Origin of the sequence: Streptomyces sp. NBRC 110611 (assembly GCF_001590865.1) — a bacterium.
Lineage (GTDB): Bacteria > Actinomycetota > Actinomycetes > Streptomycetales > Streptomycetaceae > Streptomyces.
In genome coordinates this window covers 94955-111860 of sequence record NZ_BBUY01000006.1, presented here as the reverse complement: position 1 = coordinate 111860, position 16906 = coordinate 94955, and the positions used below count along the sequence as shown (strand labels likewise).

The following is a 16906-nucleotide window of genomic DNA, read 5'->3' as shown; positions in this document are numbered from 1 at the left end:
TTGGTGTTATTCGGGCTCACGGCATGACCGTACCTGCCCGGCGGCGCCGCCACGCACCGCGGACCGGGCCGGGTGGGTCCCCGGGCCGGTCCGGGGAGGCGGTCCGGCGGGCTGCCGCGCGGCGTCCGTCAGCGGCGCCGCTTGGCCCGCATCGACAGCAGGCCCACCACGGCCACACCGACCAGGGCCACCGGAACGATCCGTTCCAGCCGCGGTGCCCCGTCCTCCGCCACCAGCTGTGCCCGGACGTCCGAGATCGCGCGGTTGGCGACCACGTACGCCCGCCCCGCCGTACGGTCCACCGCGGCCATCGTCCTCGCCTTCGCGCCGTCGATGATCGTCTTCGGGTGCAGCCGCACCCCGATCTCGTCGAGCGTGACGGCGAGCTCCTGCCGTCTTGCGGCGATGTCCGCCTCGATCTGCGCCGGGGTCCTGGCCTCCGCCACCGCGCTGCCTCCGTCATCTCGCGTCAATCTCGCGTCATTCGTGGTGGCCAGTCTGTCAGCTCACCTGCGGACGCGCCCCACAGCACCCCCGTTTCGCACGCGCACGCCGCCCCGGCGGCCGCCCCGCGCCCCGGCTGGCTAATGTCGGGGGCGTACCGACCGAGCCACCCACCCACTCCGAACCGCCCCGCAAGGAGAGCCATGACCGAGCGACTGCAGCCCGGCGAGACCGCCCCCGCCTTCACCCTGCCCGACGCGGACGGCCGGCAGGTCTCGCTCGCCGACCACAAGGGCCGCAAGGTCATCGTCTACTTCTACCCGGCCGCCCTGACCCCCGGCTGCACCAAGCAGGCCTGCGACTTCACCGACAACCTCGACTTCCTGGCCGGCCACGGCTACGACGTCATCGGCATCTCCCCCGACAAGCCGGAGAAGCTCGCCAAGTTCCGGGAGAAGGAGGACCTCAAGGTCACGCTCCTCGGCGACCCTGACAAGACGGTCCTCACCGCCTACGGCGCCTTCGGCGAGAAGAAGCTCTACGGCAAGACCGTGACCGGCGTCATCCGCTCCACCGTCATCGTCGACGAGGACGGCAAGGTCGAGCGCGCCCTCTACAACGTCAAGGCCACCGGCCACGTCGCCAAGATCATCAAGGACCTGGGGCTGTAGCCGCCGGAGCCGGTTCCTGCTCCGCCAGGTCCGGCAGCTCCAGGACCGCTTCGGCGCCGCCCTCCGCGGCGGCGCCGAAGTCCAGCCGCGCCCCCAGCACCTCCGCCTGCCCGGCCGCGATCGTCAGCCCCAGACCGTGCCCGGTACCCCGCTCCGGCGCCGCCGTACGGAACCGCCGCGGGCCCTCCGCACACAGCTCCGCCGGATACCCCGGACCGTGATCGCGCACCACGATCCGCGCCCCGGACACCACCACCTCGATCGGCGGCTTCCCGTGCTTCGCCGCGTTCGCCAGCAGATTCACCAGCACCCGCTCCACCCGGCGCCGGTCCGTCTCCACGATCCGCGGCTCCCCCTCGACGGTGACCGACACCTCGTCCACCCCACGCTGCCGCGCCGCCCGCTGGACGATCCCGCGCACCAGCGACGGCAGCTCACAGGCGTCCAGATCCGCCCGCTCCACGCCCGCGTCCAGCCGCGAGACCTCCAGCAGGTCCTCCACCAGCCGCCGCATCGCCTGCGCCCGGTCCCGGACCATCTCCACCGCCCGCGGCTCCGGCAGCAGCTCCGCCGCCGTCACCAGCCCGGCCACCGGCGTCCGCAGCTCATGCGCCACATCCGCGGTGAACTCGCGCTCCGCCTCCACCCGCGCCGCCAACGACGTCGCCATGTGATGCACACTGCGGCCCAGCTCGGCCACCTCGTCCCGGCCGCTGCTCGCCAGCGCCTCCGCGTCCGGCGCCTCCCCCGCCGCTATCCGGCGCGCCGCCGCCGCACTCAGCCGCAGCCGCCGCGACAGCCGCTGCGCCACGAACCACGACACCACCGCCATCAACGACACCGTGCCGAACCCGGCGATCACCAGCGCCCGGTCCAGCGCCTCCTGCGTCGGATCGTCGTCCGGATAGGCCACCGACACCGACAGCGTCCGCTCCGGGGCGCTCCCGCCCCGGTCCCCCACCCCGGTCGCCGCCCACACCCGCGGATCCTCACCACCGCTGACGTACGTGCCCGACCTGCCCTTGAACACCGCCTCGCGCAGCGGCAACGGCAACGTCATATCGTCCAGCTGCGCACCCAGCACCGGCGTGCCGGCCCGCTCGTAGATCTGCAGCGCCGCACTCAGCCGGTCGTCCGCGGCCGCCCGCGCCGCGCGCTCCCGCTCCGCACCGGCGATGTGGTGCACGGCGATGCCCAGCACCACCGCGGCCAGTGCCGTCATACCTGATATGGCCAGGGCGATCCGGCCTCGAATGCCCATCACGCGAGGTTGTACATCTCCGTAGTGTCACCGAACGGTGTCGAGCCCTCGTACGTCACCTCAAGGCCGGTGAACGCCAGCTCGCCGTCCCTCGCCTTCGGCCCGTACAGCCGGAACGTCGCCGGGAACCCCGCGTCCACCCCCGCGCCCGCCGCGGTCTTCTGCACCTGCACCACGCCCACACCCAGCGCGTCCTTCGTGCCGTACTTCTCCCAGCTGATGCCGGTCGCCACCATCCCGGCATCGGCGCAGGCCAGCGTGATCACCTCGGGCTTGATCTCCGGTTTGCCGAACCCGCAGTCCCGCACGCCCGGCAGCCCCCCGGACTGCTTGGCGGCCTGCTTGCCGTCCTGCACCGCCGAGGTCTTCGGCGCCGCATCCACCGCCGACGCGCGGTCCGTCACCTGGCTGAACCACACCCCGCCGGCCGCCAGCGCCGTCACCACGACGAAGGCCACCAGCGCGATACGGCCCCGAACCCAGCGGGACCCTTCGCGGTCGGTCATCACCATCTCCTCCCGGGGATCACGCCCCGTACCCCCACCTGCCCATACCTATGCCGCGCCCGGCCCTACCACTCTCCCGTCCCCGCTGCACGGGCTGATTGCCCGATTACTGCGGTGACCGCGCAGCTTTGTACCAGTCCTGTAACAAGCCCTGCGCCCCCTCGCGGGTGCGCGGCAATGTTCCGCCACCTGCGCGACACCGGGGGCCTGTTGACACCTCCGGCCCCGCCCCGGCCCAACTTCCGGGCGATCACCGGAAATTGGCGCCGGAAAGGCGGCCGGGACGCCGCCCCCTCGCCACCGCGCGCCCGCCGACCAGTAGTATGGCCACGACGCGCGGCCGTGCTGGAACTGGTGAGACAGGCTGGTTTTAGGTACCAGTGCCTTCGAGGCGTGTGGGTTCGAGTCCCACCGGCCGCACTGATCTTGGATTCGACGACCCGGCCCCGCGCAACGCAGGTCCGGGCCTTCGCCGTTCACCGGCCGCCGGTCAGTCGCCGGCCGCCGGGGCTCAGCCCAGCAGTTCCTCCAGTACCGGGGCCAGCGCGCGGAACGCCTTCCCCCGGTGGCTGATCGCGTTCTTCTCCTCGGGACTCAGCTCGGCGCAGGTGCGGCTCTCCCCCGCCGGCTGGAGGATCGGGTCGTAGCCGAAGCCGCCGGTTCCGGCGGGGGCGCGGCGGAGGGTTCCCTCGAGCCTGCCCTCGACCACGCGCTCGGTGCCGTCGGGGAGGGCGAGGGCCGCGGCGCAGGCGAAGTGGGCCGTGCGGTGTTCGTCGGAGATGTCGGAGAGCTGGGCCAGCAGGAGTTCGAGGTTGGCCCGGTCGTTGCCGTGGCTCCCGGCCCAGCGGGCGGAGAAGATGCCGGGCGCGCCGCCCAGCACGTCGACGCAGAGGCCGGAGTCGTCGGCGACGGCGGGGTGGCCGGTGGCCTCGGCGAGGGCGCGGGCCTTGAGGAGGGCGTTCTCCGCGAAGGTGACGCCGGTCTCCTTGACGTCGGGGATGTCGGGGTAGGCGTCGGCGCCGACGAGTTCGACGGCGAGGCCGGCCGCGTCGAGGATGGCGCGGAGCTCGGTGAGCTTGCCGGCGTTGCGGGTGGCGAGGATGAGGCGGCGGGGGGTCGCGGGGTGACCGCCGGTTGGTGACTGCATGGGACGTCATTATCCCGGCCGCGTCCCGGCCGGCGCGTCCCGGCCGGCGCGTCCCGGCCGGCAGTGGCTGTCCGGCAGTGGCTATCCGGGTGTGCAGACCTTGGCGATCTCGCTCGCACCGTCGGCGATCGGCTTGATGTTGGGTGCCTTGCCGTCCTCGATCGCCTTGCGGGCGTCCTTGATGCCGTTGTTCGTCTTGTCGACGGCCTGGGACAGCTCGGGGTCGCCGGCCTCGTCGCTGACCTTCTTCAGGTTCTGCTCGATGTCGTCGAGGGCCTCTTGGGACTTCTGCGGGTCGGTGAGGGAGTCGCCGGCGGCCTGCTGGAGCTTGTCGACGGCGTTGACGACGGAGGTGGCGGTCCTGGCGCAGCCAACGGCCTTCTGGACCGCTCCGCAGGCGGCGAGCAGGGGGACGGCGACGGTGGCGGCGGCCAGCGCGGCGAGGGCGGGCGTGAGCGGGCGGCGGCGCGTCCGGGAGGTGCGAGGAGCCATGGCGCGGATCCTTCCGTTGTGTCATGGCCAGGTCATGGTCATGCCTGGGCAAAGGAAGAAACGCGGGGCGGGGGTGTTTGGTTGCCCGAAAAGGCGTACGGGCGGGCGGAGTTCGGCCGGACGCCGGTCAGAGGAGGCCGGTCAGAGGAGGCCGGTCTGGGTGAGGAGCATGGCCAGGACGACGACGAGGGTCCAGCCGGCGAGGTTCTCGAGGCGCGTGGAGCCGTCGTCCCCGGGGCCGCCGGTACGGATGCGGGTGCCGATGCCGGTACGGGTGCGGGGCGCGGTGGCGGAGGTGCTGGGCATGGGTCCACAGTGCGCGTTCCGGGGCGGCTTGCCCAGAGCCGGAGGGGGACGGGCCGCTGAGAAACGCGTCACAGGAGCGCCGCAGGGCGGGAAGGACCGGGGGAGGAGTGACTCTCCCCCCCCGTCCCGGGCCGGTGCGTAGTCGGCTGTCAGAGGGTCGCGGCCAGCGCCGCTCGCTGGGCGGCGTCGAGTTCGGCGCAGCCGGCGACGGCGAGGTCGAGCAGGGCGTTGAGTTCCTCGCGGGCGAAGGGTTCGGCCTCGGCGGTGCCCTGGACCTCGACGAAGCGGCCGTCGCCGGTGCAGACGACGTTCATGTCGGTCTCGGCGCGGACGTCTTCCTCGTAGCAGAGGTCGAGGAGGGGGGTGCCGTCGACGATGCCGACGCTGACGGCGGCGACGGTGCCGGTGAGGGGCTGGCGGCCGTGGCGGATGAGCTTCTTGTCCTTGGCCCAGGTGACGGCGTCGGCGAGGGCGACGTAGGCGCCGGTGATGGCGGCGGTGCGGGTGCCGCCGTCGGCCTGGAGGACGTCGCAGTCCAGGACGATGGTGTTCTCGCCGAGGGCCTTGTAGTCGATGACGGCGCGCAGGGAGCGGCCGATGAGGCGGCTGATCTCGTGGGTACGGCCGCCGATCTTGCCGCGGACGGATTCGCGGTCGCCGCGGGTGTTGGTGGAGCGGGGCAGCATCGAGTACTCGGCGGTGACCCAGCCTTCGCCGGTGCCCTTGCGCCAGCGCGGTACACCTTCGGTGACGGATGCGGTGCAGAAGACTTTGGTGTCGCCGAAGGAGACGAGGACGGAGCCTTCGGCGTGCTTGCTCCAGCCGCGTTCGATGGTGACCGGGCGGAGCTGTTCGGGGGTGCGGCCGTCGATGCGAGACATGGCACAGACCCTATCGGGAATGCCGAGGGCCCCGTTCCGGCATGGTCAGGGGGTCCGGAACGGGGCCCGGGCTCGCCGGTGTCAGCTCACATCATGTCTTCGATCTCGGCGGCGATCGGGTCGGCGTCGGTGCCGATGACGACCTGGATGGCGGTGCCCATCTTGACGACGCCGTGGGCGCCGGCGGCCTTGAGGGCGTCCTCGTCGACCAGCGAGGCGTCGTTGACTTCGGTGCGGAGGCGGGTGATGCAGCCCTCGACCTCTTCGATGTTGTCGAGGCCGCCGAGCCCGGCGACGATCTTCTCAGCCTTGCTGGCCATGTCCACTCCTGCTTGTCTCGGCCGCCGGCGGTTCAGCCGCGCGGTTTTCACACCGTAACGCACGTTAACGCACGTTCAGCCCAACTATCTGGGCGGATATCCGTCGCCTGGCGAAGGATGGCGATCACCAGGACGGTGATCGCCACGGTGCGCGCCGGACGGCCGTCTCTCCGGCCGTCCGGTACGCACCGAGTGGTCTACGAGTGGTCTACACCACCAGTATGGCCACCAGTATGCGGCACGCACCGGGCCGGTCGTCGACGGGCCGACTGCCGGGAGGACGCGGATGAGTTCGGATGCGGCGGCGGCGCCGGGGAAGCGCTGGGGGGCGAACCTCTTCCAGGGGCTGCAGAAGATGGGGCGCAGTCTCCAGCTGCCGATCGCCGTACTGCCCGCCGCCGGGATTCTCAACCGTCTCGGCCAGCCGGATGTGTTCGGCACGGAGGGGCTGGGCTGGAATGCGGTGGGCGCGGTGTTCGCGGCGGCCGGCGGGGCGCTGCTGGATTCGGGGCTGGGGCTGCCGCTGCTGTTCTGCGTCGGCGTGGCGATCGGAATGGCGAAGAAGGCGGACGGGTCGACCGCGCTCGCCGCGGTGACCGGCTTTCTGGTCTATTACTCGGTGCTGCACGCCTTCCCGTCGGGGTGCGCCGCGGGGCAGACGTATACCCAGGCGGGACTGTGGGGCGGGGTGTGCGTGGATACGTCCGCGACGGTGACACAGGCCGCATTCCAGAATCCGGGGGTTTTCGGCGGCATCGTGCTGGGGTTTCTGACCGCCTGGCTCTGGCGGCGTTTTCACCGGGTGAAGCTGGTGGACTGGCTGGGTTTCTTCAACGGCCGCCGGCTGGTCCCGATCATCATGGCGTTCACCGGGCTGACCTTCGCGGTGCTGTGCCTGTTCGCCTGGCAGCCGGTGGGTGACGCGCTGACGCATTTCAGTGAATGGCTGACGGCACGGGATGCGTGGGGTTCGGGAATTTTCGGGGTGGCGAACCGTGCGCTGCTGGTGGTGGGCCTGCACCAGTTCCTCAATACGTTCGTCTGGTTCCAGTTCGGCGATTTCACCAAACCGGACGGAACGATCGTCCACGGCGATATCAACCGGTTCCTCGCGGGCGACCCGACCGCCGGCCAGTTCACCACCGGATTCTTCCCGATCATGATGTTCGCCCTGCCGGCCGCGGCACTGGCGATCACCCACTGCGCCGGAGCGCACCGTCGCAAGGAGATCGCGGGGATGATGCTCTCGGTCGGCCTGACGTCGCTCGTCACGGGCGTGACCGAACCGATCGAGTACTCCTTCCTCTTCGTGGCGCCGGTGCTGTACGGACTGCACGCCGTACTCACGGGTGCGTCGATGGCCGTGAGCTGGGCGCTGGGGGTGCATGACGGTTTCAGCTTCTCGGCCGGATTGATCGACTACGTCATCAACTGGGGGCTGGCGACCAAGCCGTGGATGATCATTCCCGTCGGCCTGTGTTTCGGGGTGCTCTACTACGCCGTCTTCCGTTTCGCGATCATGAAATTCGATCTGCAGACTCCGGGGCGGGAGCCGGCTGAGGTGGGGGACGCCATGGAGCGGGAGAACATCGCGTAGCCGCATCGGCGGCATGCCCCGGGGGCCGGTCACCGTGTGGTCCATACCACTTGGAAGAATGGATTCCTTTGCGCCTTGCGCACATGCTAAAACTGGTCTAAACCACTAGTGGTGTAGACCAGGTGCACCCCAACCAGCGGGCCGTCCCCCTTCCCGAGTGCCCGCCTCACCAGGAGGAATCCGATGAGTTCGGCCACCGCCACGGCGGCCCCCGACAAGAAGGGCCGCGGCTCCAGTGTGATGGCCGTGGCCCAGCGCATCGGCCGCAGCCTCATGCTGCCGATCGCCACTCTGCCCGCCGCCGCGCTGATGGTCCGCCTGGGCCACGACGACATGCTCGGCCGGGAGTCGTTCCCCGCCTTCATCAACAAGATCGCCGAGTTCATGGCGGCGGGCGGCGGTGCCCTCCTGGACAACATGCCGCTGCTGTTCGCGGTCGGTATCGCCATCGGTTTCGCCAAGAAGGCGGACGGTTCCACCGGACTGGCCGCCGTCGTCGGCTACCTGGTCTTCAGCAAGGTGCTGGGCACCTTCACGGACGGCAGCCTGCCCAAGGTCCAGCAGGTCGTCGACGGCAAGGTGGCCGAGGTCGCACCGCCGGTGAACGCCGGTGTGCTCGGCGGTGTGGTGATGGGCATCGTGGTCGCCCTGCTCTACCAGCGCTACAGCCGCAAGAAGCTCCCGGACTGGCTGGGCTTCTTCAGCGGCCGGCGCCTCGTGCCGATCCTGTCGTCCTTCGCCGGCCTGCTGATAGGCGTGGCCTTCGGCTACGTCTGGCCGGTCCTCGGCACCGCTCTGCACAGCTTCGGCGAGTGGCTGGTCGGCTCCGGCGCCGTGGGCGCGGGCATCTTCGGCGTCGCCAACCGCGGGCTCATCCCAGTGGGAATGCACCACCTGCTGAACTCCTTCCCGTGGCTCCAGGCAGGTTCGTTCACCGACAAGGGCGTCGAGTACCACGGCGACATCGCCCGCTTCCTGCACGGCGACCCGACCGCCGGCCAGTTCACGACCGGCTTCTTCCCGATCATGATGTTCGCCCTCCCGGCCGCCTGCCTGGCGATCACGCACTGCGCCCGCCCGGAGCGCCGCAAGGTCGTGGGCGGCATGATGGCCTCCCTGGCCCTGACCGCCTTCGTCACCGGCGTCACGGAGCCGATCGAGTTCACGTTCATGTTCATCGCCCCGGTTCTGTACGCGATCCACGCGGTGCTGACCGGCATTTCGATGGCACTGACCTGGGCCCTGGGCATGAAGGACGGCTTCGGCTTCTCGGCCGGCGCGATCGACTTCCTGCTCAACCTGGGCATCGCGACCAAGCCGTGGCTGCTGGCACTGGTGGGCCTCTGCTTCGCGGCGCTCTACTACGTGGTCTTCCGTTTCGCGATCATCAAGTTCAACATCCCGACGCCGGGTCGTGAACCCGAAGAGGGCGATCTAGAGGCAGCGCAGGCGAAGACCAAGTAAGCCTGTTCCACCGCACAACGGCCGGCGGCAGTCTCCTCCTCATACGGGCGAGGGGACTGCCGCTTTTCCGTGCCGAGCGGCCCCGAACACGCAGAAAAGGGCCGTCAGAAAACTGACAGGCCCTTATGCGGGATCGAGGTCGACCCGAGCTCTCCGGTGGCGCGCCGCACTTACCGGCCGGTCGGCGTCACATCGATCCAACCAGTCGACGACAGGGAGATGTTCGCGATTCCCCGGTGTACTCGGCGCTTCCAGACAGTGCTGCCCTCGCCGTACTCGGGCAGCGCCTCATAGGCTTCGTCTTCGCTGTCGAAGACGTACTCCTTGCCCTTGGCCGTCCGGATCTTCCACTCTTCCATGGGCATACCCGCAAGTCCCGGCCCAAGCATCGTGGTTCTCCTCGCTAATCGCCCGGCGTCTCTCCGGTTGGCAGCGTACCCCGTCAGCGGAAGCGGATTTATTCGACCCCATACGACACCACGAGTTCAGCGTCAGGAGGCGACAACTAATATGTCGGAGACCTAGCAAAGCTGACAGGGGGAACTGATCATGCTCATGACGGGCGGCGGAGGCCGGGCAAGGGCCGATTCCGTGCGGGTAGCCATCGTGGATGACGAACCACTGATGCGGATCACCCTCCAAAGGTTTTTCGACACAACACCCGACATCGAAGTTGTGGGCACCTGCGCCGGACAGGAAGCCGTCCCGTTCCTCGCACACCATCGCCCCGACGTCGCCTTGCTGGATATCCAGATGCTCGGCGCCGACGGAATGACCGTATTGCGCCAGATTCAATCCCTCAAGGACTCCCCGAAGGTCATCGTACTGACCAAGTCCTGCCAGGAGGAGTACTTTTCCGATGCGCTGTTCCTCGGCGCCGCAGGCTATCTGCTGAAAGACTCCGATCCGGAGCAGCTTGCCCAGGACATCAGGAGCCTGAAAGCCGGACGGCGGCCCTTGGCGCCAGATGTCGCTTCGGCGATTATCACCGGCTACCTGGATCGCTGCCGGGTCGATGAAGCCGCCGAACTCGTGGCTCGCCTCTCCCCTCGGGAGCGTTACGCGCTGTCCCTTCTCGGCTGCGGGCTGACCAACACCCAGATAGCACGGCGTATGGGTATAGCGGCCAGCACCGCCAAGGATCACGTGAGTGCACTGCTGACGAAACTCGGAAACGTCACCCGAGTGCAAGCCGCGGTCATCGCCGACCGGGCGGGCATCATCCACTGGCCGTCGGACATCGAGGCGCACCACGAAAGTATCGCCTCGCATGGCTACCTGCCGACTCCGTCAACTGCTCGCCTTGCCTACGTATAGGGGCTGAGCCGGCTCCGGCGTGCGGTCCGCCGCATGGCGCGACCCCCGCCATGTGGCGGATCCACCCTCCGATCTATGGATTGCCCGACCAGCGCCCCGGAACGGACGATCAGCGTGTTCTGACACACCGATAGACCGAGAAGAGGCTGAAGACGATGAGTCTGGCACAGCTGCGTTCGATGAACTTTCCCGCGCTCAGCGAGGCCGCCGCGGAGCAGGCGGACGGCGAGGGGCGCAAGCTGAGCAAGGCTCAGTGCGCCCACCTGTACGCCCTGAGCTTCACCAGCACGGTCATCTCCTGCGGCGGTACGCCGACGGACTACCTGAAGATGTACAACCAGTTCTGCAAGTAGCATTCTCCGTTCGGCCCTGGCTTCACCTCGAAGCCAGGGCCGAACGCGTGTAGGTGAAGGGTAGGGAAGTGGAGACCTTCCGGCGGTATCACACGAGCCAGACCGGGGACACGGACTGCGGGCCAGCATGTGTGCGGACCGTCCTGAGGCGCCACGGCAAACTGGTCGACATGGCCGTTCTCGGCGAGTCGGTGGGTCTGGGGCGCCGCGGCTCTTCCCTGCTGCGCCTGCAACAGGTGCTGGCGGAGTACGGAGTCGATTCAGAGCTCCTGCATCTTGACGCCGAACAGCTCGCGCAGGCGGTGCACATCGCCGGCCCGGCCATTGTCCGCGTACGTGTGATGAGCCGGCCGCACTTCGTCGTGGTGCATGCCGAACGTCATGGCCAATTCATGGTGAGCGACCCGCTGCTCTCCCGGCCGACGAAGGTCGGCGCAGACGCGTTGGCGGAGATGTTCACGGGAGACGTCCTCGTCACGGAGTCGCCCGCAGCCGGGATTTCCCTGCGCGCCAGGCTGGGAGAGCTGCGCTCTCAGCGAGTGGTGTGGCCACTGGTTCGCAGCCGCTGGCCGGTCCTGGCGGCAATTCTTGCGCTGACCGTGCTGGTCTCCGGCGCCTCCATGCTGACCAGCATTTTTCTGCAAGTAGCGGTGGACCGCATGGTGCGAGAGCAGTCCATGCAAGCGGTCAATATGCTGACAGCCGCAGTCGCCGGAGTAATTGTCGTCATCGGCGTCGCGCAATACATACGCGGCAGACTGGCCGTTTCCTTGGGGCAGGCGCTGCAGCGCCAGCTGTCCGAGTCCTACGTCCGCAAATTGCTGCGGCTGCCCGTCACCTTCCATCACAGCCGACGGGCCGGCGACCTGGTGAGTCGCCTCGACGACGTGCAGGAGATCCAAGCACTCGTCTCCACCTCAACGGTGCAGGCTTCCATGGACGTCGGAGTCATACTCGGCGTGGGCGCATATCTCGCCTACACCAACACGTTCGTACTCGGCATTCTGCTGCTTTCCGCACTGGTGAATGTGCTGACGTCACGCTTCCTTTTCTCCCCCATCAGAACCGCCTCCGAAGAAGCACTGCAGCGGGACGCCAGCCTCAAGGCTGAACTCTTCAATATCGTGCACAACTATGAGCAGGTCGTTTCCTACGCCAAGCGAGACTTCGCGATGAGCAGGGTCCGCAAGCACCTGGACCGCAGGATCGTCTCCGAAACCCGCCTGGGCCGGCTCGGAAACACCGGCTCTGTTGTGATGACCATCAACCTGGGCTTGACCACGGTATTCGCCACCTGGATCTGCCTTGAACTCTGCCTGTCCGGAACCCTGACGGTCGGAGAGATCTTTTCCTCGGTCTCCCTCGCCGGGTTCTTCCTGTCCTCTGCCAACTCGGTCGCTGCACTTCAGGTAACACTGCAAAGGCTCTTCGTCGCGGTGGGGCGGTACCGCGACGTCATCAACCAGTCCGAGGATCCCCGGCTGGAGCCCGCCGCAACCGCTCCGCAGGCGGAGCCCGCTCCACAGGCCGGGCCCGGCGACGCGGCGGGAGCACGTATCGATGTCCGTGACCTGAGCGTCGCCTACCCTGCCGCCACCCGCCCGGCTGTCGAGGACTTCCAACTCACCGTTCCGCCGGGCGCCACGATTCTCGTCGCGGGCGCGAATGGCCAAGGAAAGAGCACGGCCCTCAAGGCTGTCGCCGGATTCTTCGCCCACTATCAGGGAAGTATCAGAATCGGAGGGCGCGACCTCGGCGACCTCCGTGAGCGCGACATCAGACAGCGAATCCTGTATCTCAGCGACAGCCCCCTCCTGCTCACGGCGGATCTGCGGGAAAACCTCACCCTCGGCAGGCCGGCCGGAGAGGACGAGATCGAGCGGGCCTGTCGCCTCGCATGCTTCGACGAGGTGGTCGAAGGTCTGCCCGAAGGGCTGGCCTGGGGAGTCCGGGAGGATGGCAGCGGCCTGTCGCGCGGGCAGATCCAACGCCTGGCTCTGGCACGAGCAGTCCTGCATGCTCCGGATGTCTACCTCCTCGATGAGGCGTTCAGCGGAATCGACCGCGATACGGTGCGCAGAATCTGGGCGAATCTCGCCTCTCTGCCCGCATCGAAGGTCGTGGTCTCCCATACGGACGCGGCCGACCTCGCGTTCGACCACGTCGTCAACCTGGACGGCCACATCGGAAACCAGACGGCCAAGGAGAGTGTCGGTCATGCAATTCGGTGAACTACTGGTCGCGTCGCGTCGGCGCGACAGCGCGGCACCCTCCTGGGAAGAAGATCTGCAACTCATCCACGAGGTCTCTCCCCGGTTGGCCGAAACGTCCACCGGTATACGTGCGCGTCCGGCCGGTGCGCAGGCGCCGTCTCCTCGTATCACAGCGGTGATCCTCACCTGCGATGAGGAAGAGACCGTCGGTCATTGCATCGAGGCTCTGGCCGCCGACGTCGACGACGTGCTCGTCATCGACTCGGGCTCGCAGGACGACACACTGCGAATCGTGCGGGAAACGAGCCTGCCGACACGCGTGATCCAGTCCCCCTGGGCGGACGATTTCGCGCTCCAGCGGAACGTGGCATTCGACCACGTCACCGAGGGCTGGATCGTCATGGTCGACGCGGACGAAATTCTGGATCCCGCATCCTCCGGAGACCTTCGGCGCTGCCTTTCCGCGCTGGACACCGTCGTGCCCCAGTCCGACCTCGTCGTCTGCCCGCACATCACCGATGTCAACGACAGCGGTGGTGTCTACCGCGATCTCCCCCGCGCGCTCCGGGCCGGCACCGCGCTGCGTTACCGCGGACGCATTCATGAACGCCCCTACGACCAGGACGGCAACCAGCCCCCGACGGCCTTCGCCGGCATCCACTTCACCCACCACGGATACCGTCCGGAAGTCATCGAAAGCAAAGAGAAGCTGCGGCGCCATTCCCGACTTCTGGACATCTGCCGCGGGGAGGAGCCGCACAACCCCAAGTGGCTCTTCTACCAGACCCGGGCCGAGCTGATCGACAACCTGGACCCGGCCCGCGCGCACGCACTCTTCACCGCCCTTGCGGCATCCCTGTCGGGCCTCCCCGCTGATTCCGCCGACTACATTGCCGAGCGCCGGGAGGACAGTTGGGCACTGCTGTGTGAGCTCGCCCTCCGTTTCGGCGGGGCAGCCGAGATCGCCCAGTACGCCCCGCTGCTGCGCAGCGCCCGCCGGGCTGCCGAAGCCACGTACTTCGAAGTCGTGGTCTCCGCCAGTCAGACCCTGAATCACCTCTCCCGGCTTGCCGATTCAGCCGCCGCCGCCGCGCGCGGGGAGGGGCGGCGCACCGCGAGAGAGACGGGACGGCTCCACGAGCTCCACGGATTGCTCGCACTCGCCAGCGGCCGCTACGAACACACCCTCAGCGCTCTCCATGACGCGACCGCATGGGGATCCGGCGCGAAACTGGCGTCCGAAATCACCGCGCTCCGCACGATGCTGTCCCACGCCGGCTCCCCGCCGCCGGCCGTCCCGTCCGCCTGACCCGCAGCAGCGGTCCGTGGCCCGGCCGGGTCAGATCTCGTAGACCGCACCCGCCTTGGCGACCTCGACCGGCCCGTCGTAGACCTTCTGCGCGTCGCGGACGCTGATGTCCGGGTCGGTCCACGGCGGGATGTGGGTCAGCACCAGCCGGCCGGCGCCGGCCCGCCGGGCGTGCTCACCGGCCTCCCTCCCGTTGAGGTGCAGATCCGGGATGTCCTCCTTCCCGTACGTGAACGACGCCTCGCACAGGAAGAGGTCGGTACCGGCCGCGAGGGTGTCCAGCGCCGCGCAGGGCCCGGTGTCACCGGAGTACGTCAGGGAGCTGCCGTTGTGCTCGATACGGAAGCCGAAGGCCTCCATGGGGTGGCTGACCCGCTCCGTACGGACGGTGAACGGCCCGATGGCGCGGGTGCCCGGTTCCAGTGTGCGGAAGTCGAAGACCTCGCTCATCGCGCCGTCGTGCGGCAGGTCGGCGTGGGCGGCGGTCAGCCGGTGCTCGGTGCCGGCCGGCCCGTAGACCGGCATGGGCGCGCACCGGTCGCCGTCCGGCGGGTAGTAGCGCACGACGAAGTAGCCGGTCAGGTCGATGCAGTGGTCGGCGTGCAGATGTGACAGGAGTACGGCGTCGAGGTCGTAGAGGCCGGAGTGGCGCTGCAGCTCGCCGAGGGCGCCATTGCCCATGTCGAGGAGCAGCCTGAAGCCGTCGGCCTCCAGGAGGTAGCTCGAACAGGCCGACTCCGTGGAGGGGAACGACCCCGAGCATCCGACGACAGTGAGCTTCATACGGGCGTGAACCTCCGTGGGCGGGGGCGGCGGTCGGCGGCCGGCGGTCGGGTCGTCCCGGCGGGGCCTTGCCGGGTCGTGCCGGGCCCTGGACGGTCGGTGCGGTGCCCACGAGCGTAAGGCGCGAGAGGTCGTGTCGCTCCTCCGGCGGGGCGAGCTGTGGGCGGAATCACCAGTCCGGGCTGACCCCCCGTACGCCCGTACGGGGTGCTCCCGGCGGCACGCGCCCGGGGCACCCCGTACGACAACAGGACCTACGCCATGACAACGGGGCCTAGGCCCAGAGCTGGCCCTGCAGCGCCGCGATCGCGGCCTCCGTCGACTCGGCGGTGTAGACACCGGTGGAGAGGTACTTCCAGCCGCCGTCGGCGACGATGAAGACGATGTCGGCGCTCCGGCCCGCCCGGACCGCCTTCCGGCCGACACCGAGCGCGGCGTGCAGGACCGCGCCGGTGGAGATGCCCGCGAAGATGCCTTCCTCGGCGAGGAGTTCACGGGTGCGGCGCACCGCGTCCTCGGAGCCGACCGAGAAACGGGTGGTGAGCACGGACTCGTCGTACAGCTCGGGGACGAAGCCCTCGTCGAGGTTGCGCAGACCGTAGACCACGTCGTCGTAGCGCGGCTCGGCGGCGACGATCTGCACGCCGGGGACGTGCTCGCGCAGATAGCGGCCGACGCCCATCAGCGTGCCGGTGGTGCCCAGCCCGGCCACGAAGTGGGTGACGGAGGGGAGGTCGGCGAGGATCTCGGGGCCGGTGGTGGCGTAGTGCGCACCGGCGTTGTCGGGGTTCCCGTACTGGTAGAGCATCACCCAGTCGGGGTGCTCGGCGGCGAGCTCCTTGGCGACCCGGACCGCCGTGTTGGACCCGCCGGCCGCGGGCGAGGAGATGATCTCGGCGCCCCACATGGCGAGCAGTTCGCGCCGTTCCGCCGAGGTGTTCTCCGGCATGACGCACACCATGCGGTAGCCCTTGAGCTTGGCCGCCATGGCGAGCGAGATGCCGGTGTTGCCGCTGGTCGGCTCCAGGATCGTGCAGCCGGGGGTGAGCCGGCCGTCCTTCTCGGCCTGTTCGATCATGTGCAGCGCGGGCCGGTCCTTGACGGAGCCCGTGGGGTTGCGGTCCTCCAGCTTCGCCCAGATGCGGACGTCATCGGAGGGCGAGAGGCGCGGGAGGCGGACGAGAGGGGTGTTCCCGACCGCCGCCAGCGGGGAGTCGTACCGCACCGTCAGCTCATTCCTCCGGCCACCGCCGGCAGGATCGTCACGCTGTCGCCGTCGGCCAGCTTGGTGGAGATGCCCGCCAGGAAGCGGACGTCCTCGTCGTTGAGGTAGACGTTCACGAAGCGGCGGAGCTGCTCGCCGTCGACCAGGCGCTCCCGGATGCCGGTGTGCCGGCTCTCCAGGTCGGCGAAGAGGTCGGCGAGAGTATCGCCGCTGCCCTCGACGGCCTTCTTGCCGTCGGTGTAGTTGCGCAGGATGGTCGGGATGCGGACCTCGATGGCCATGGGAAGTTCTCCTGTCGGAGTGGGTGCGGTGACGGTGGCGGTGCGTCCGTGGCACGGCGGTATGTGCGGGATATGCGGTACGTGCGACGTGCCACGGAAGGGCGTCGGGTGACGCGAGAGGTACGGGGTACGGACGGCGGGAGCCGCACGCCCCGGGCTCGGCCGGGTCAGACGTCGGCGCAGCGCGGACACATGGCGCTGGACAGGCGGCACAGATCGACGTGCAGCCGTGCGGCTCCGCAGCCGAACGCGCCCAGCAGGGCGGATGCGGAGCGGCGCGTGGCGAGCGGAGCGAGCAGCAGCGTGCCCGGCTTCTTCTCGCTCACGTCGTGGTCA

20 protein-coding genes and 1 tRNA gene are annotated in these 16906 nt (G+C 69.0%); 8 read left to right on the top strand and 13 right to left on the bottom strand.

Annotated elements, in window-relative coordinates; genetic code table 11:
* Positions 1-128 precede the first annotated feature (128 nt).
* Positions 129-446 carry a DUF3618 domain-containing protein gene (locus AZE13_RS16120; protein WP_066931630.1) on the bottom strand — a complete coding sequence of 106 codons (318 nt, stop codon included), beginning with the start codon at positions 444-446 and terminating at the stop codon, positions 129-131.
* A gap of 201 nt (positions 447-647) precedes the next feature.
* On the opposite strand from AZE13_RS16120, the gene bcp reads away from it, so the two are divergent.
* Positions 648-1115: a thioredoxin-dependent thiol peroxidase gene (gene bcp, locus AZE13_RS16115; protein ID WP_066931628.1), complete on the top strand. Its 468-nt coding sequence runs from the start codon at positions 648-650 to the stop codon at positions 1113-1115.
* On the opposite strand, the gene AZE13_RS16110 is transcribed toward bcp, so the two are convergent.
* Together AZE13_RS16110 and AZE13_RS16105 are read right to left on the bottom strand one after the other, a co-directional pair.
* Positions 1096-2376: a sensor histidine kinase gene (locus AZE13_RS16110; protein WP_066931626.1), complete on the bottom strand. Its 1281-nt coding sequence runs from the start codon at positions 2374-2376 to the stop codon at positions 1096-1098. The genes bcp and AZE13_RS16110 overlap by 20 nt on opposite strands.
* The gene (locus AZE13_RS16105) at positions 2376-2882 is read right to left on the bottom strand and encodes a hypothetical protein (RefSeq protein WP_066931624.1); all 507 of its coding nucleotides are present in this window, start codon (positions 2880-2882) and stop codon (positions 2376-2378) included. The genes AZE13_RS16110 and AZE13_RS16105 overlap by 1 nt, the downstream gene beginning before the upstream one ends.
* Before the next feature lie 336 nt (positions 2883-3218).
* Here AZE13_RS16105 and AZE13_RS16100 point away from each other — a divergent pair.
* Positions 3219-3302 (top strand) — tRNA-Leu (locus AZE13_RS16100).
* 91 nt (positions 3303-3393) lie between these two features.
* On the opposite strand, the gene rdgB is transcribed toward AZE13_RS16100, so the two are convergent.
* The 5 genes from rdgB to AZE13_RS16080 form a co-directional block, all read right to left on the bottom strand.
* The gene (gene rdgB, locus AZE13_RS16095; RefSeq protein WP_066931622.1) at positions 3394-4029 is read right to left on the bottom strand and encodes an RdgB/HAM1 family non-canonical purine NTP pyrophosphatase; all 636 of its coding nucleotides are present in this window, start codon (positions 4027-4029) and stop codon (positions 3394-3396) included.
* 81 nt (positions 4030-4110) lie between these two features.
* On the bottom strand, positions 4111-4521 hold the full coding sequence (locus AZE13_RS16090) for a hypothetical protein (RefSeq protein WP_066931619.1): 411 nt from the start codon (positions 4519-4521) through the stop codon (positions 4111-4113).
* A 141-nt stretch (positions 4522-4662) separates the two neighbouring features.
* The gene (locus tag AZE13_RS35650) at positions 4663-4827 is read right to left on the bottom strand and encodes an SCO1431 family membrane protein (protein ID WP_107288363.1); all 165 of its coding nucleotides are present in this window, start codon (positions 4825-4827) and stop codon (positions 4663-4665) included.
* 149 nt (positions 4828-4976) lie between these two features.
* On the bottom strand, positions 4977-5708 hold the full coding sequence (gene rph / locus AZE13_RS16085) for a ribonuclease PH (protein WP_066931617.1): 732 nt from the start codon (positions 5706-5708) through the stop codon (positions 4977-4979).
* A gap of 86 nt (positions 5709-5794) precedes the next feature.
* Positions 5795-6028: a glucose PTS transporter subunit EIIB gene (locus AZE13_RS16080; RefSeq protein WP_066931615.1), complete on the bottom strand. Its 234-nt coding sequence runs from the start codon at positions 6026-6028 to the stop codon at positions 5795-5797.
* Positions 6029-6314: 286 nt separating this feature from the next.
* Here AZE13_RS16080 and AZE13_RS16075 point away from each other — a divergent pair, with 286 nt between their 5' ends.
* Positions 6315-7625: a PTS transporter subunit EIIC gene (locus AZE13_RS16075; protein WP_066931613.1), complete on the top strand. Its 1311-nt coding sequence runs from the start codon at positions 6315-6317 to the stop codon at positions 7623-7625.
* A 183-nt stretch (positions 7626-7808) separates the two neighbouring features.
* Positions 7809-9089 carry a PTS transporter subunit EIIC gene (locus AZE13_RS16070; RefSeq protein WP_066931611.1) on the top strand — a complete coding sequence of 427 codons (1281 nt, stop codon included), beginning with the start codon at positions 7809-7811 and terminating at the stop codon, positions 9087-9089.
* A 170-nt stretch (positions 9090-9259) separates the two neighbouring features.
* Here the strand turns inward: AZE13_RS16070 and AZE13_RS16065 are convergent, their stop codons facing one another.
* Positions 9260-9454 carry a hypothetical protein gene (locus tag AZE13_RS16065; RefSeq protein ID WP_066931609.1) on the bottom strand — a complete coding sequence of 65 codons (195 nt, stop codon included), beginning with the start codon at positions 9452-9454 and terminating at the stop codon, positions 9260-9262.
* Positions 9455-9638: 184 nt separating this feature from the next.
* Here AZE13_RS16065 and AZE13_RS16060 point away from each other — a divergent pair, with 184 nt between their 5' ends.
* The 4 genes from AZE13_RS16060 to AZE13_RS16050 all read left to right on the top strand — a co-directional run bounded on the left by AZE13_RS16060 (position 9639) and on the right by AZE13_RS16050 (position 14281).
* Positions 9639-10406, top strand: coding sequence for a response regulator (locus AZE13_RS16060; protein ID WP_066931607.1), 768 nt, complete (start codon positions 9639-9641; stop codon positions 10404-10406).
* 155 nt (positions 10407-10561) lie between these two features.
* Positions 10562-10759 (top strand): hypothetical protein, encoded by a 198-nt coding sequence (locus AZE13_RS36355; protein ID WP_147264671.1) that lies wholly within the window; start codon positions 10562-10564, stop codon positions 10757-10759.
* A gap of 53 nt (positions 10760-10812) precedes the next feature.
* The gene (locus AZE13_RS16055) at positions 10813-12990 is read left to right on the top strand and encodes a peptidase domain-containing ABC transporter (protein WP_079124054.1); all 2178 of its coding nucleotides are present in this window, start codon (positions 10813-10815) and stop codon (positions 12988-12990) included.
* Positions 12977-14281, top strand: coding sequence for a glycosyltransferase (locus tag AZE13_RS16050; RefSeq protein ID WP_181690356.1), 1305 nt, complete (start codon positions 12977-12979; stop codon positions 14279-14281). Before AZE13_RS16055 ends, AZE13_RS16050 begins: the two co-directional genes overlap by 14 nt.
* Before the next feature lie 30 nt (positions 14282-14311).
* Here AZE13_RS16050 and AZE13_RS16045 read toward each other — a convergent pair whose 3' ends face one another.
* The 4 genes from AZE13_RS16045 to AZE13_RS39265 all read right to left on the bottom strand — a co-directional run bounded on the left by AZE13_RS16045 (position 14312) and on the right by AZE13_RS39265 (position 16896).
* On the bottom strand, positions 14312-15064 hold the full coding sequence (locus tag AZE13_RS16045; protein WP_066931601.1) for an MBL fold metallo-hydrolase: 753 nt from the start codon (positions 15062-15064) through the stop codon (positions 14312-14314).
* A 274-nt stretch (positions 15065-15338) separates the two neighbouring features.
* On the bottom strand, positions 15339-16289 hold the full coding sequence (locus tag AZE13_RS16040; RefSeq protein ID WP_066931599.1) for a PLP-dependent cysteine synthase family protein: 951 nt from the start codon (positions 16287-16289) through the stop codon (positions 15339-15341).
* A gap of 2 nt (positions 16290-16291) precedes the next feature.
* Positions 16292-16570 (bottom strand): MoaD/ThiS family protein, encoded by a 279-nt coding sequence (locus AZE13_RS16035; protein ID WP_066931597.1) that lies wholly within the window; start codon positions 16568-16570, stop codon positions 16292-16294.
* Between the two features lie 167 nt (positions 16571-16737).
* The gene (locus AZE13_RS39265) at positions 16738-16896 is read right to left on the bottom strand and encodes a putative leader peptide (protein WP_181690365.1); all 159 of its coding nucleotides are present in this window, start codon (positions 16894-16896) and stop codon (positions 16738-16740) included.
* Positions 16897-16906 lie beyond the last annotated feature (10 nt).

Bases quoted from the DNA above. Each gene is read 5' to 3' on its own strand.
- AZE13_RS16075 (WP_066931613.1), top strand. From the start codon at position 6,315: ATGAGTTCGGATGCGGCGGCGGCGCCGGGGAAGCGCTGGGGGGCGAAC.
- AZE13_RS16110 (WP_066931626.1), bottom strand. From the start codon at position 2,376: ATGGGCATTCGAGGCCGGATCGCCCTGGCCATATCAGGTATGACGGCA.
- AZE13_RS16070 (WP_066931611.1), top strand. From the start codon at position 7,809: ATGAGTTCGGCCACCGCCACGGCGGCCCCCGACAAGAAGGGCCGCGGC.
- rph (WP_066931617.1), bottom strand. From the start codon at position 5,708: ATGTCTCGCATCGACGGCCGCACCCCCGAACAGCTCCGCCCGGTCACC.
- bcp (WP_066931628.1), top strand. From the start codon at position 648: ATGACCGAGCGACTGCAGCCCGGCGAGACCGCCCCCGCCTTCACCCTG.
- AZE13_RS16050 (WP_181690356.1), top strand. From the start codon at position 12,977: ATGCAATTCGGTGAACTACTGGTCGCGTCGCGTCGGCGCGACAGCGCG.
- AZE13_RS16065 (WP_066931609.1), bottom strand. From the start codon at position 9,454: ATGCCCATGGAAGAGTGGAAGATCCGGACGGCCAAGGGCAAGGAGTAC.
- AZE13_RS36355 (WP_147264671.1), top strand. From the start codon at position 10,562: ATGAGTCTGGCACAGCTGCGTTCGATGAACTTTCCCGCGCTCAGCGAG.
- AZE13_RS16090 (WP_066931619.1), bottom strand. From the start codon at position 4,521: ATGGCTCCTCGCACCTCCCGGACGCGCCGCCGCCCGCTCACGCCCGCC.
- AZE13_RS16105 (WP_066931624.1), bottom strand. From the start codon at position 2,882: ATGACCGACCGCGAAGGGTCCCGCTGGGTTCGGGGCCGTATCGCGCTG.
- rdgB (WP_066931622.1), bottom strand. From the start codon at position 4,029: ATGCAGTCACCAACCGGCGGTCACCCCGCGACCCCCCGCCGCCTCATC.
- AZE13_RS16080 (WP_066931615.1), bottom strand. From the start codon at position 6,028: ATGGCCAGCAAGGCTGAGAAGATCGTCGCCGGGCTCGGCGGCCTCGAC.
- AZE13_RS35650 (WP_107288363.1), bottom strand. From the start codon at position 4,827: ATGCCCAGCACCTCCGCCACCGCGCCCCGCACCCGTACCGGCATCGGC.
- AZE13_RS16045 (WP_066931601.1), bottom strand. From the start codon at position 15,064: ATGAAGCTCACTGTCGTCGGATGCTCGGGGTCGTTCCCCTCCACGGAG.
- AZE13_RS16060 (WP_066931607.1), top strand. From the start codon at position 9,639: ATGCTCATGACGGGCGGCGGAGGCCGGGCAAGGGCCGATTCCGTGCGG.
- AZE13_RS16035 (WP_066931597.1), bottom strand. From the start codon at position 16,570: ATGGCCATCGAGGTCCGCATCCCGACCATCCTGCGCAACTACACCGAC.